14 protein-coding genes are annotated in these 13128 nt (G+C 40.5%); 5 read left to right on the top strand and 9 right to left on the bottom strand.

Going from position 1 to position 13128, the window contains the following annotated elements:
* The first annotated feature begins 23 nt into the window (after positions 1-23).
* The 3 genes from IQ276_RS11610 to IQ276_RS11600 all read left to right on the top strand — a co-directional run bounded on the left by IQ276_RS11610 (position 24) and on the right by IQ276_RS11600 (position 1326).
* Positions 24-563, top strand: coding sequence for a cold shock domain-containing protein (locus tag IQ276_RS11610; protein WP_193917735.1), 540 nt, complete (start codon positions 24-26; stop codon positions 561-563).
* A gap of 203 nt (positions 564-766) precedes the next feature.
* Positions 767-991, top strand: a complete 225-nt coding sequence (locus IQ276_RS11605; RefSeq protein ID WP_190913566.1) for a DUF433 domain-containing protein — start codon at positions 767-769, stop codon at positions 989-991.
* Positions 988-1326 (top strand): DUF5615 family PIN-like protein, encoded by a 339-nt coding sequence (locus IQ276_RS11600; RefSeq protein WP_193917733.1) that lies wholly within the window; start codon positions 988-990, stop codon positions 1324-1326. The genes IQ276_RS11605 and IQ276_RS11600 overlap by 4 nt, the downstream gene beginning before the upstream one ends.
* Before the next feature lie 76 nt (positions 1327-1402).
* Here IQ276_RS11600 and rppA read toward each other — a convergent pair whose 3' ends face one another.
* The 4 genes from rppA to IQ276_RS11580 form a co-directional block, all read right to left on the bottom strand.
* Positions 1403-2128 (bottom strand): two-component system response regulator RppA, encoded by a 726-nt coding sequence (gene rppA / locus IQ276_RS11595; RefSeq protein WP_193917731.1) that lies wholly within the window; start codon positions 2126-2128, stop codon positions 1403-1405.
* Positions 2129-2185: 57 nt separating this feature from the next.
* On the bottom strand, positions 2186-2683 hold the full coding sequence (locus tag IQ276_RS11590) for a hypothetical protein (RefSeq protein ID WP_235115593.1): 498 nt from the start codon (positions 2681-2683) through the stop codon (positions 2186-2188).
* A 66-nt stretch (positions 2684-2749) separates the two neighbouring features.
* Positions 2750-5875, bottom strand: a complete 3126-nt coding sequence (locus IQ276_RS11585; protein ID WP_193918006.1) for an efflux RND transporter permease subunit — start codon at positions 5873-5875, stop codon at positions 2750-2752.
* Between the two features lie 2 nt (positions 5876-5877).
* Positions 5878-7527 (bottom strand): efflux RND transporter periplasmic adaptor subunit, encoded by a 1650-nt coding sequence (locus IQ276_RS11580; protein WP_193918004.1) that lies wholly within the window; start codon positions 7525-7527, stop codon positions 5878-5880.
* A gap of 927 nt (positions 7528-8454) precedes the next feature.
* Here IQ276_RS11580 and IQ276_RS11575 point away from each other — a divergent pair.
* Entirely contained in the window at positions 8455-9768 is a 1314-nt protein-coding gene (locus IQ276_RS11575) for a cytochrome P450 (RefSeq protein WP_193918002.1), read from the top strand.
* A gap of 8 nt (positions 9769-9776) precedes the next feature.
* On the top strand, positions 9777-10538 hold the full coding sequence (locus IQ276_RS11570; protein WP_193918001.1) for a hypothetical protein: 762 nt from the start codon (positions 9777-9779) through the stop codon (positions 10536-10538).
* 107 nt (positions 10539-10645) lie between these two features.
* On the opposite strand, the gene urtE is transcribed toward IQ276_RS11570, so the two are convergent.
* The 5 genes from urtE to IQ276_RS11545 are packed head-to-tail and all read right to left on the bottom strand — an operon-like array spanning position 10646 to position 13006.
* Positions 10646-11344: an urea ABC transporter ATP-binding subunit UrtE gene (gene urtE, locus IQ276_RS11565; RefSeq protein ID WP_190880226.1), complete on the bottom strand. Its 699-nt coding sequence runs from the start codon at positions 11342-11344 to the stop codon at positions 10646-10648.
* Between the two features lie 31 nt (positions 11345-11375).
* Positions 11376-11990, bottom strand: coding sequence for a Uma2 family endonuclease (locus IQ276_RS11560; RefSeq protein ID WP_193917999.1), 615 nt, complete (start codon positions 11988-11990; stop codon positions 11376-11378).
* Positions 11991-12033: 43 nt separating this feature from the next.
* Positions 12034-12384, bottom strand: a complete 351-nt coding sequence (locus IQ276_RS11555; RefSeq protein ID WP_193917997.1) for a DUF5615 family PIN-like protein — start codon at positions 12382-12384, stop codon at positions 12034-12036.
* Positions 12378-12716 (bottom strand): DUF433 domain-containing protein, encoded by a 339-nt coding sequence (locus IQ276_RS11550; protein WP_193917995.1) that lies wholly within the window; start codon positions 12714-12716, stop codon positions 12378-12380. Before IQ276_RS11550 ends, IQ276_RS11555 begins: the two co-directional genes overlap by 7 nt.
* A gap of 14 nt (positions 12717-12730) precedes the next feature.
* Positions 12731-13006, bottom strand: coding sequence for a hypothetical protein (locus IQ276_RS11545; protein ID WP_193917993.1), 276 nt, complete (start codon positions 13004-13006; stop codon positions 12731-12733).
* Between the last annotated feature and the right edge of the window lie 122 nt (positions 13007-13128).

Below are 13128 nucleotides of genomic sequence, written 5' to 3'. Positions count from 1 at the left end.
GGCAGATAGAAAGAGGGTTGTGCATGAAACCTATTTTCCAAAAAGGTCAATTAACAACATGGAAGGATGATAGGGGTTTTGGCTTTATAAAACCTGCTCAGGGAAGTAAAGAAATTTTTCTTCATATCAGTGCATTGAAGAGAGCATCTCGCCGTCCGAAAGTGGGAGATACGATTCTTTACCAGCTAACAACTCAAGCAAATGGAAAACTTAGTGCTTCTAATGCCTCAATTGAAGGGGTTTTAGCTCAAACTTTGCCAAAGAAACAAAATGTCAATAAACACAGGTTACTGCCAAAATTTATTGGCATTGGGGTTATGTTTATGATTGTGATTCTTTCACAAGAATTTAATCGTAGTCGCTCTCCTTCTCTAATTAAATTAGTAACTAAACCAGGATGTCAGATTAAAGGTAACATCTCTATTGATAGCGGAGCTAAGGTTTACCATGTTCCAGGAGCCGAGGATTATGAATCAACAGTAATTGATCCAGCGCGTGGAGAAAGATGGTTTTGCACCGAATCAGAAGCGCTCGCAAATGGTTGGCGTAAAGCACCGAGGTAGCACTCCCAGCCAAAACTAAGCAGCCTAATATTTCTGGTTCTTCTAGTAGTTTGATAGTGATTATTAGAATTAACTAAATTATAATAACTATAATTTAGTGAGAGTAATGCCTACAATATAGATTTGATTAACTCGGGTCAATGTCTTGTTGTTGGCAACACCTTGTTTTCAGCAAGCCCTAAATATAAAATTTCACTGATACCATGAACTACGACAACATTGTAACAATCGAACCTGGCAAACGTAGTGGCAAACCCTGTATTCGGGGAATGAGGATTACCGTGTATGACATTTTAGAATATCTTGCAAGTGGTATGACCGAAGAAGAAATTCTAGAGGATTTTTCAGAACTCACATCCGAAGATATAAAAGCCTGTCTTGCCTTTGCTGCTGATCGTGAGAAAAAATTATTTGTAGCATCCCTGTGAAACTGCTTTTGGACGAAAACCTTTCCGATCGGATTATTCCCCAAATTTTGGATTTGTACCCCAATTCCTGTCATGTTAAAGCATTAGCACTTACCAATACTGATGATTTAGTTATTTGGGAATATGCTAAAGCTAATGATTTTGTGATTGTCTCCAAAGACTCTGATTTCCATCAACGCAGTCTTCTTTATGGTCATCCACCAAAATTTATCTATATCCGTATTGGCAATAATCCAACATCCAAAATTGTTACAACTCTACGAGACAACTTTGACACCATCAGTCAGTTTGGAAATAGTCAAGTGGAAAGTATTTTGGTATTAGTGTTAGCTTGAGAATGTAAAATTAATAAATTGGTCTACTTGAACTGTTAGTAAGTTCTGCCTGTAATAGCAGTTCCCTAAATTACAGCTATAAATTATGCTCTTGAGAACGGGAAGTATCAATGGTGAGATTGAGACGATATCCCATCCCATGCAAAGTTTCAATTATATTTTCGCAGCCACTATTAGCTAGTTTGCGACGTAGCAACCGCATTTGAGCAGCTACCACATTACTAACTGGTTCTGCACTTACTTCCCAAAGCTGATTACGAATTTGTCCTGTAGTCACAATTTGGTTTGGGTGCTTCATAAAATATTCTAGTAACTGGAATTCTTTATTAGTTAGAGTAATCTCGTGTTTATTTCCCAAAGCATTTTGGCTGACAACTAAATTATTACCGTAATCTAAAGTCAGGTTGCCAACAGTTAATTTCTGGGGCTGAAATTGGGGCGATCGCCTCTGCAATGCCCGCAACCTAGCTAGTAATTCCGCCATGCCAAATGGCTTGACTAAGTAATCATCAGCCCCTGCATCTAGCCCAGCAACTTTATCTTCCATGCTATCTTTAGCTGTCAACATTAAAACAGGTAGAGAATTTTTTTGGGAACGTAGTCGTTTGCACAACTCCAATCCTGATATTCCTGGTAGCATCCAATCAAAAATAGCTAGTGTATATTGTGTCCAGCTATTTTCTAGATATTCCCACGCCTCATTACCATCCAGTACCCAATCAATCAAATACTTTTGCTGAATGAGAGTTCGCTTAATTGCACCACCTAAATCTGGTTCATCTTCAACTAGTAGCACTCTCATAGAATTCGCCTGTAATATCTATAACAATTTCCATCGATATTTTCTAATTATAAAAAGTTACCGATTAAAATTAAAACGCCCATTTACCTTTTCACCTTTAACATCGGCAGTAATTTTCACCTGATACTGACCAGTTATATTTTCAAATAGCGCCGCCGTGTAGTGTTTACCACTAACGTCATAGGTTAAAGGAATTGACTTCTGTTTTCCATCTGGTAGCTGGACTTGAGCGATTACTTTTGCATTAGTTACTGATTCGTGATTATCACCTGTTAGCAAATATAAATCCATGTGGGTTGCATTGGTTTCTTTCTCTGCTAAGAACTCCAAGTGATAAGTTCCTGTCTCTACAACTTGACCACCTTTAGATTCACCATGCGGACTATCTGTTTTTTTTGCCACAGGTGAAGCTATAACTGATGGAGTCTTGGCACTTGAGGTAGAAGCAACTGGGCTATTTTCTGTATTAGCTGTTTGATTACTATTACTACAAGCACCCAAGAAAATTAGTCCTAAACTCCCGATAATAATCAAGCCAGATTTGAGATTTTTCATTAATTTACTCCTGATTTAAATTCATTGATAATTTGAACAAACTTTTAGCACATGAAATTATTCCAGTCATGATATTTTGGTAGTTCGAGAATTTTCACTGAACAATAAAATACCCGTCGCAGGCTTAGGGAGCAAAAACCTGCCAAACTTGACATACAGTGCAGGGAGAACTACTAAGGTTAATGCCGTAGAAGTAAACAACCCACCTAACACTACTATTGAAAGTGGTTGTAATATTTCCTTTCCTGCTCCACTTTCAATTACTAAAGGTGCTAATCCTAAAGCTGAGGTAAAAGCTGTCATCAAAATAGCATTTAAACGTTCCATTGAGCCTTTAATTAAAACTTCTTTAAGTGGTAGACCTTCCCCAAATTTAGTGTTGTAATTATCCACAAGTAACAAACCATTGCGGGTAGCAATTCCAAATAGAGTAATAAACCCAACTAAGGAGGCAATAGAAATAACACCACCACTCAAAGCTACTGAAAATACTCCTCCCACTAAAGCCAAAGGTAAGTTAATCATAATCATGGCAGTAGACGGGATAGATTTGACAGAAAGGTACATGATGACTGTAATTGCAACAAAGGCGATCGCACTCGAAATTAAGATGTTCTGAGTTGCTCTTTCTTCTGCTTCAAATTGCCCTGCATATTGGATATAGTAACCAGTGGCAGGATGTACTTGTTGATTAACTTTGTCTTTAATCTCATTGACGATAGAGCGTAAATCTCTACCATTAGCGTTAGCAGAAACAACAATCAAGCGGGATACATTTTCTCTATTTATAGTATTCGGCCCAGTTGCATTTTCAATTGTGGCAACCTGTGTTAAAGGAATTTTTTGACTGTTAGGAGTATCAATTAATAAATTGCGAATTGTATCTAAATTTTGCCTTGCATCTGACTTTAACCACACAACTAAATCGAAAGTTTGTTGTTTTTCTAAAATTTGAGATACCACTCGTCCATTCAGAGCAGTTTCAATAATTTCCGAAAGTTTGCCTACTGTCAAACCATACCGCGAAGCAGCAGGTCGGTTAAATTTTATTTGGATTTGTTCAATGGGTATTTGGGGTTCTAGTTGTAAATCTACAATCCCATTAACGGTTTTCATGACATCATTAATTTCCTGTCCAATGCTGTGGAGTTGTTCTAAGTCAGGTCCGAAGATTTTGACTGCGATCGCACTTCTCACTCCAGACAACACTTCATCCATGCGGTGCGAGATAAAACCGCCGATATTCGGTGCTACTCCCGGTAACTTTGCAAATTCTTCCCTTAACTTTTCAATCGTCCCCTGGCGATCTTTCATCGCTGCGTCACTTAACTCGATATCCAAGTGTCCCAAATTTACCCCAGCGGCATCGGAGTCTCCTGGCGCACGTCCAGAACGCAATTGCACATAAGGAAATCTAGAGTCTCCTTTGAGGGCTTGCTGAAGTGCTTCACCGGCTGCATTAGTCGCTTCCAATGAAACCCCCGGATAAAGAGTTAGGGTATTTACTAAAGTTTGCTCTTGAAACTCTGGTAAGAATATTCTGCCAAAGGATGGGGCAATTATAGTTGCAGCTACCAAACTAGCGATCGCACTAGCTAAAACAATTCCTGAATGCTTCAGAGAAAATGTTAATAAAGGATAGTAAAGCCTTTTAAAAAATCTCGCCACCCAAGGTTCTCTTTCTGGCAAGTTACCATAAGGTAGTAAAATTGCACATAAAGCCGGAGTTACCGTTAATGCTGTGATACTAGAAGCGATAACTGCTGCCATATAGCCTAATCCCATTGGGATAAAAATGCTGCCTTCTACACCACCCAAAGCAAAAACTGGGGAGAAGACAACTATAGTAATGATAGTCGCTCCAAATACCGAATCCCGTACCTCTTGACAACCGTCAAATACAACATCTATAACCGGGCGGGGGTTAGCAGAATATTTATTTTCTCGCAGGTTCCGGTAGACATTTTCGGCATCGACAATCGCATCATCAACGGCTGAACCAATGGCTACGGCTAACCCTCCCAAAGTCATGGTATTTAAACCTTGTCCCAACCAATTTAGTAATAGTACTCCTAGTAATAAAGATAAAGGTAAGGCTGTTAAACAAATAGCTAAATTGCGCCAATTCATTAAGAAGGGAATTAGAATTAAAGCAACAATAATACTGCCTTCAACTAAAGCTTCTCGAACATTTTTAATAGAAGAATCAATATAGTTCTCTTGACGAAAAGTGGGGGTGATTTTAATATCTTCAGGTAATCCCGCTTGTACCTCTGCCATCGCCTCTTCTATGGCACGGGTAACAGTAGGAGTATCGGCTTGGGGTTGTTTATTAATCATCAGAATAATTGCTTTTTGAGTATTAAAACTCCCATCACCCCGTTTAATCGCCGCACCAATTTGCACATCAGCAACATCTGAAATTTTGACAGGCGTACCATTACGAGCAATAATCACTGATTGCTGTAATTCTTCGATAGATTCAATCCGCCCAATCCCCCGAATTAATTTTTCTCGGTCAGGAGTAATTAAATAGCCGCCAGGAGCGTTAACATTGGCAGCAGAGGCAGCTTGCTCTACGTCTTCTAAGGTGACATTAAAAGCTTTTAGTTTATCTGGATCGACTAATACTTGATATTGACGAATATCGCCACCATAAGCTATTACTTGACTAACACCAGGCACAGCTAAAAGGCGATTTGTTACTTGCCAATCAACAATGCGCCGCACTTCCATTAAAGGAGTATTTTGGGAAGTAAAAGCATATTGTAATACAGTCCCAATCGGGGAACTTGTAGGCGAAACTTGCGGAGTTTCCACCCCTGATGGCAGCTTACTAAAACTCTGTTGTAATCGCTCTGTTACTAGTTGGCGAGCTTGATAAATATCAGTATTCCAGTTAAAAATGACTTTAACAACAGAAATTCCTGCTGCTGAAGATGAGCGGACTGCTGTTACTCCCGGAGTACCGTTAATTGCACTTTCAATTGGTAAAGTTACTAAAGATTCTAATTCTTCGGGGGCGAGTCCTGGTGCTTCCGTTTGAATTTCAACTTGGGGTGGTGCAAAACTAGGAAAAACATCTAAAGGCATTTGGATGATTGTCCGAAATATCCAAATGGTGAGGATAATTGTCCCCAGAATGACTAACCAACGGCGAGCGATCGCCCATTTAATAATGGCACTCAGCATTGTTATTTCTCAATCTTAATTTCTGAATCTTGACTCGCCCCACGATGGTTATCATTGAATTCTGATGCAGCATCGTTTAGAGGTTCTTCTGTAAGGTAGCTTTCTGTGGCTAATTGATATTGATATTTGCCATGACGACTAGCCCAGAAATTACCTGCCATAAAAGCGATAGTAACTAGTACTGTTCCTCCCCCGGCTGCAATCCACCAGGGTATTTTAGTCTCTGTTGTTTGTACAGCAGTTTCGGTATGTTCGTCTGCTTTTTTCTTGGTGTCACCCCGCAGAGATTGGGCGTAAAGTTGCGGTGCGCGTTGGGTGACAATCATATCTCCATTGAATAAACCAGTTTTTACCTCAACCATGTCTCCAGAGGTTTGACCTAATATAATTTCAACTGGTTGATAACTATTGCCATTTTGGATGTAGACAACTTTTTTATTATTAACTTCAACTACAGCCGCACTGGGAATAATCAGTACATCTGATGATGTTTGATTTGTCAAAACTTCCAACTCTGCAAACATTCCTGGTTTTAGTACACCACCAGGGTTATTTATTTCGGCTTTCACAGGTACAACCCGCGTATCACCTGCTACTACAGAATTAATTACCGCAATTCGTCCCGTAAAAATACGATTGGGGACAGAAGCAACTTTGACGTTAACCCGTTGTCCTGTTTTAACTTTGTCTAAATCTTTTTCATATATATTCGCTGTGGCAAAAACCTGATTGTCATTAACAATCGTCATCAGCTTACCACCTGCATCTTGAAAGCTTTGACCAAGAGTCACTTCCCGATCTGCCACCTTCCCAGAAATGGGAGATGTTACTGTCACCAGTCCTTTGGCATTGCCCCGGATTCCTAGTTGTTGCAGCCGAGTTTCATACGTGCTGTTACTGAGATTGATTCGAGATTTGGCGACATCAACAGATGCCTGAGCGCGTTTAAGTTGATTTTCAGCCTCAATCACCTCTCGGCGACTATTGGCTTTAGCAAGGTTGGCTTTAGCTTCTGCTAGTTGGGTTTGCGATTCGAGGCCATTACGCCGTGGTAAAGCACCTTGAGTAACTAATTCTCGATCCTTGTCATACTTCTCTTGAAAAAATGCCACTTGACTTTCGGCTTGGGCGATTTCTGCTGTGGTAATTTGTTGATAGCGATCGCGGTTTTGTTGCGCTAATCTTAAATCAGCTAAAGCTTGTTGTAAATCAGCCTGACCTTGAGCTAGTTTTTCTTGGGAGTTAACCCGCAGTTCTACCAAATCAGGACTAGATACCACAGCCACGGGTTGACCTTGTTTAACTAATGCACCAGGTTCCACCAATAACTCAATCACCTTCGCGCCTGCAATCGGTGTGGTTACTTCTACTTGCTTGCTAGGTAAAGTTTCAATCTGTCCCGTGGTTTTTATACCCACAGCTAAACGCTGACTTTTAACTGGCTCAACTTTAATTCCTAACCTTTGGGCAGTTTGACTGTCAACTTGAATAGAAGCAGTTGCTGGGGTGGCTTCACCTTCTTGATGAAATTCATTTCCGTGTCCGGCGTGGGCTAAAACTAGTACGGGATTTGCCAATAACAGTAAACCGACAAGTGTACCAGAAACATAACGCATGGTTACAATTGGGTGGAAACGCAGAGAGTTGGGCATTGTGATGAGAAAATCTGAAGTATGGGTGCAAAAAACTGCGATCGGAATCTTTGATAAACAAAGCTAGCTTTGTTTTGGGGGATTTTTCTGCACCTCATACCTAGTCTTTCATCTCAAAATGAAATTGGCATGAAATTGAGGACTGATATGAAAATGTTGGGTTGAGAAACGAAACCCAACCTATATAGGACTAGCCCTTTCAAGGTGACCAACGAACAGACGTTGTTTCAGTGCTAGGATTTTGAATCATCCGCTCACATTTTGGGCTTTTTGAAGATTGAAATAACCAATCTTCGTTCCAAATTTCACCACCTTGAAAGGGCTAGAAAAGATTACCTACACGTTTTTGTTCAGCTCCGGCTATGGTTGTCCATTGTCCGACTAAATAGCAAGCATAGTCAGGTGTATTTGTTTTTTATAATATAGTTCTTTTTATTCCCACGGCATTAATTACTATCATCAAATAAAAATCATCAGCCATCTTTTTAAGGGTTTGCTGAATTTAGGTGTAGGCTGGCTTGAGGCTTTGGTAAACCCAACAAAAGCAAGGATTTTGGTGTTGGGTTACCCTCCGGTAAGCAGGCTACACTCCTGAACTTAACCTAAAAATGTTTTTATTTTTTCATAGGAATAAAAGAGTGCTAACCTATAGCGTTCATTAGGCACGTATTTCGATATAATTTACTACGATCAAATAAATATAGGACTACGATTTGATTTTTGACAAAATTCGATACACCTCGAAAAGGCTGATTGCCTACTCCCCGGCTAGGCAAATAATTTCAAAAATCAAAAGAGAAATATATCTATAGCATTTCTCAATCCTCCTAAGAGGATGTTTAAAAAGGGGTTGACTGTGATTGGTGAATTTGCTTGCCTTAAGATGATATCTTAGTAATTTTTGTAACAAGGTAGTTAAGTTAACATATGAAAAGTAATCAAATTCCTCCTGGAAGCTTTGGTCTACCTGTATTAGGTGAAACACTTTCCTTTGTTCTTGACCCCGATTTTGGCAAAAAGCGCTATCGCCAGTATGGGTCTATCTTCAAAACTCATATTCTTGGTAGACCAACTGTGGTGATGGTGGGGCCAGAGGCGTTAGAGTTCGTTTTGTCAAGCCATATGGAGAATTTTTCTTGGCGCGAGGGATGGCCTGCTAATTTCAAAATATTGCTGGGTGAATCGCTGTTTTTGCAAGATGGAGAAGAACATCGCAGAAATCGCCGCTTGATGATGCCGGCGTTGCATGGCCCTGCATTGGCGAACTATGTCGCCACTATGGAAGATATTACACGTAGTTATTTACAAAAGTGGGAGAAGCAGCAGGAGTTTACCTGGTTTCAAGAGTTTAAACAACTTACTTTTGATATTGCTAGTCAATTATTATTGGGTACGCCTCCCGGCGCCGAAGGTGTGCGCCTGAGCAAGTTGTTTGCAAATTTGACCAATGGACTGTTTGCAATTAATACCTTGCCTTTACCATTTACAACATTTGGGAAAGCTTTAGCGGCTCGTAATCAAGTTTTAGAGCAGATAACTCAAATTGTCCGAGAACGCCAACAAAATCCAACCAAGGATGCTCTGAGTTTGTTAATCCAAGCTAGAGATGAAGATGGTAACAGTTTAAGTGAAAAGGAACTCGTAGCCCAAGCACTGCTATTACTTTTTGCTGGACATGAAACAACGACTTCGATGCTGACTTGGTTATGTGTAGAATTAGCGCGTCATCCTGAAGTTTTGGAAAAAGCTAGGGAAGAACAATTACAACTTGCAAATAAAGGTGATTTAGATTTAGAACAATTAGGAAAAATGCCTTATTTAGAGCAGGTTTTGTGGGAAGTTGAAAGATTGTATCAATCTGTGGGCGGTGGATTTAGAGGTGTAATTAAAGACTTTGAATTTAAAGGTTTTCATGTACCTGCTGGTTGGCAGCTATATTATTCAATTAGAACTACTCACCAAATTGAAGAAATTTATTCTCAGCCAGAACGTTTTGATCCTGAGCGTTTCAGTCCTCAACGCCAAGAACACAAAAAATATCCTTTTAGTTTAGTTGGTTTCGGTGGTGGCCCCCGTGTTTGTATTGGTATAGCTTTTGCCAAAATGGAAATGAAAATAGTGGCTTCCCATCTTCTGAGGAACTATCATTGGGAAATCTTGCCTAACCAAAATTTAGATTCTGTGCAGTTGCCCACAAATCACCCGAAAGATGGGTTGCGAGTTCGATTTCAACGGCGGTGAAATTTGTTATGATAGCCCAATTAGACATCTATTTGCCTCAGGAAGTTTTACAACGCTTGCAAAATGCCAAAAATTTTGTCGGCGAAAATGTTAGCTCTCTAACTGATTCAATGCAACAAGTTGGCGAGTCTTTAAAAGCAAAAGCGACGACAACGACCAATACAGCAATTGATACGGTGACGACAAGTTTAGAACAAACTTGGCAAACGGCTGAACAGTTGAAAAAGACCACATCGGGAGCAGTTGAAACAGCAATTAGTTCTTCTTTTCATGATTGGCTGATACAACATACTGTAATTTTGCGGTTAATTCAAATAGTCAGTTGGGCAGCTAATCATCCGATTATTAGTGTTGTAATTCTGATTTTTGCCCTTGCTCTACTTTGGAGTATTATCAAAGCAATTGTTCGCGTTATCGAAACAGCTAGTTGGTCAATACTCCAATTTCCAGTAAAGTTACTTCAGGCTTTAGTTCAAGTTAGCTTTTTTTCTTTAACTCAAGTTGGTAGTTTTGCTGCACAACGAATTAACAATACCAAAAAAACTGATAATCTGCCAGTTTTATTAGCTGAAAATTTGCCAACAAATAAGCAACTAAGATTGGCAGAAATTTCTAATCGTTTAGAAGCTATTCAAAAAGAACAACATGAACTTTTAGAAGAAGCAGCAGATTTGATTGCTTCCGATACAATTGAGCTAAAAAAATCAGAAATTAAAGAAGAATTTAAACTTGAAAATTCAGCAATCTTTAGAGTTTCTGGTAAGGCGTAATACTCTCTAATTCTGAATTCTGTTAGCGCAGCGGGGCGTACCACTTCGTGGAAGCAAGCTACGCGTAGCGTCTCGTAGAGAAGCCCATTCTGACTTCTGAATTCTTGCTAAACCGCTAAAAAACGTTGAATCACATCTTGACTGAGTTCGTCGGTGGAACCGGAGGCGACTATACCGCCTTTTTGCATGGCGTAATAGTAATCAGCTTGACGGACAAAGTGTAAATGTTGCTCTACTAATAATACAGAAATGCCTGTGGTTTTGACGATGCCACGGACTGCGGCTTCAATTTCTAGGATGATGGAGGGTTGAATACCTTCAGTGGGTTCGTCTAAGACAAGTAGCTGAGGTTCTCCCATTAAAGCACGAGCGATCGCCAGTTGTTGCTGCTGTCCCCCACTCAAATCACCACCCATCCGTGAAAGCATGGTTTTTAACACCGGAAATAAGCTAAAAATTTCTTCGGGAATTTCTGCTTTTTTGACTGGTTTGCGTCTGGCTTCTAACCCCAGCAGCAGATTTTCTTTGACTGTTAAACGGGGGATAATTTCTCGTCCTTGGGGAACATAACCAATTCCTAACTTGGCTCTTTGGTCTGGAGATTTGGAGTTGATTAATTGTTCAGCTAAATTAATTGTACCGCTGCGGGGTTTGAGTAATCCCATGATGGTTTTGAGTAGGGTGGTTTTTCCTACGCCATTGCGTCCGATTAGGCAGACCATTTGCCCGGATGGTACGGTTAAATCTACGTTGCGGAGAATGTGGCTTTCGCCGTAGTAAACGTTGAGGTTAGAGATTTTTAGCATAATAAAATTCAGTTTGTATTTAAACCGAAACTTACAAAGCAGAATCAAAAATTTGCTGTGCTGTCAAGTTGAGTTGGGGGAATAAAGGCGATGTAATAAAATTATTTTCCCTAAACACAGTCATTTGATAATCTCCATCAACTAATTCGCAAATTGTAATGGTTTTTTGTTTAGGATTACCAGTAAATCTTTTGCCACCGATCGCAGCATAATCTACAATCCAATACTCAGGAATCTCCATCTCTTCGTAATCCCTGAACTTGTCATAGTAGTCGTCTCGCCAGTTGCTACTAACAACTTCAACAGCTAGTGGGATAGATGCAGCTTGAATAACAGTAGATTGCTTGCTCCACAGAGGTTCATTCACGAGATTGTCATGATTTAATAGCAAAATGTCAGGAGAATAGGTTGAGTTATTGCTCTGAATTTTGACAAAGGCAGTTTTGGGGATGCGAAACGGAAGTCCCATTTGCAAGAACTGGAAGGTTATTTGTGCCGCCAAAAATCCAACAACATTTTCGTGTTCACCAGTTGGGGGTGGCATTTCTACAATGACTCCTTTATGTAGTTCATATCGCGCCCCGTTTGAGGGGTACCACTCGATAAATTGTTCAAAGGTTACTAACTTGGGTAGGGTTTGAGTCATACTTGTCACTTTGGGAGCGGGCTTTATGTCTATATAATCAGATTCACCACGGGAGATACTGAACTTGACCTTCTAGCTCTCCCTCTTGACTACACTCTACAAGCACAAGAATATCTTCAATGACCCGCCCAACTGGTGCATCTGGGCTGACTTCGATAACTCCCGGCATTTTCTGCCCTTGCCTAACTCGATCATATGCATAGCGAGTGATTGTAGAAACATCATGGGTAAGCAGGATGCGCTCTTCTTGGGCTGCCCATTCCTGGATAGTTGGATCGTCCTTGCCTGACAATCGAACATCTTGCACACGAACGATGTCGATTTCTGAGTTACGGCGGAATATTCCTCTAACAACCGTATTATCAAAGTTTTGATCAGCTGGTAATTTTAACATGCTTCTGGCGCTGTTTTGCGCGCAAGCAGCCGATCGCGCAAGCCTTGTGGATCAAATCTCGCTTGATTCATTGCCCGAATCTCTTGTGATTGTTGCTGTCGCTGTTGCAAGTAAGCTTCTACTTCTGCCTGGTGATTGAGGTAGAAGGCGATTGTGGCGTAAACATCGGCCAGATTCAGCGATGGATAGCGATAAACAATTTCCTCTGCTGTCGCGCCTTGCTTAAAAATAGCAGCCACAGTATCCAATGTTACACGAGTGCTTCCCACGAGAACTACACCATCTTTATTAGATCTCAGAGGAGCAGGTTCAGCCATAATCGCTAGTGTCATGAGCGCCTTCAAATTCATTGCTTTGATAGTAGCAAATCGGCGTTAAATAAGAATACTGTAGCGACTACTCCCAAGTCTGTAACGGTTACTCTCAAGTCTGTAACGATTACTCTCAAGTCTGTAGCGATTACAGGTGCAACTTGCATGGAATCAGTGGTAATTGCTGATTGGGCGCTAACAGTAGAACAGGTGTTTAATAGTGCAAATCGACTAGAATTGCCAGGTAAATAGAAAGTGCGATCGCTTTGTCCATAATCGAATGGCACTAAGATAAGCCGACGCGGGGACACGGGGAAAACTCATTCAAAAATATCTCCGCGTAAGAGCGTCTCCCACTCTCCGCGTCAGTCTCAACCCTTAACTTAGTGCCATTCGTCCATAATCCTCCCAGTCCCCAGTCCCTAATCCCCCA

Origin of the sequence: Desmonostoc muscorum LEGE 12446 (genome assembly GCF_015207005.2) — a bacterium.
Classification (GTDB): domain Bacteria; phylum Cyanobacteriota; class Cyanobacteriia; order Cyanobacteriales; family Nostocaceae; genus Nostoc; species Nostoc muscorum.
The sequence above is the reverse complement of the archived record's forward strand: the minus strand, read 5'-3'. Positions and strand labels throughout refer to the sequence as shown.

Bases quoted from the DNA above. Each gene is read 5' to 3' on its own strand.
- IQ276_RS11570 (WP_193918001.1), top strand. From the start codon at position 9,777: ATGATAGCCCAATTAGACATCTATTTGCCTCAGGAAGTTTTACAACGC.
- IQ276_RS11610 (WP_193917735.1), top strand. From the start codon at position 24: ATGAAACCTATTTTCCAAAAAGGTCAATTAACAACATGGAAGGATGAT.
- IQ276_RS11580 (WP_193918004.1), bottom strand. From the start codon at position 7,527: ATGCCCAACTCTCTGCGTTTCCACCCAATTGTAACCATGCGTTATGTT.
- rppA (WP_193917731.1), bottom strand. From the start codon at position 2,128: ATGAGAGTGCTACTAGTTGAAGATGAACCAGATTTAGGTGGTGCAATT.
- IQ276_RS11560 (WP_193917999.1), bottom strand. From the start codon at position 11,990: ATGACTCAAACCCTACCCAAGTTAGTAACCTTTGAACAATTTATCGAG.
- IQ276_RS11590 (WP_235115593.1), bottom strand. From the start codon at position 2,683: ATGAAAAATCTCAAATCTGGCTTGATTATTATCGGGAGTTTAGGACTA.
- IQ276_RS11605 (WP_190913566.1), top strand. From the start codon at position 767: ATGAACTACGACAACATTGTAACAATCGAACCTGGCAAACGTAGTGGC.
- IQ276_RS11550 (WP_193917995.1), bottom strand. From the start codon at position 12,716: ATGACACTAGCGATTATGGCTGAACCTGCTCCTCTGAGATCTAATAAA.
- IQ276_RS11585 (WP_193918006.1), bottom strand. From the start codon at position 5,875: ATGCTGAGTGCCATTATTAAATGGGCGATCGCTCGCCGTTGGTTAGTC.
- IQ276_RS11575 (WP_193918002.1), top strand. From the start codon at position 8,455: ATGAAAAGTAATCAAATTCCTCCTGGAAGCTTTGGTCTACCTGTATTA.
- IQ276_RS11555 (WP_193917997.1), bottom strand. From the start codon at position 12,384: ATGTTAAAATTACCAGCTGATCAAAACTTTGATAATACGGTTGTTAGA.
- urtE (WP_190880226.1), bottom strand. From the start codon at position 11,344: ATGCTAAAAATCTCTAACCTCAACGTTTACTACGGCGAAAGCCACATT.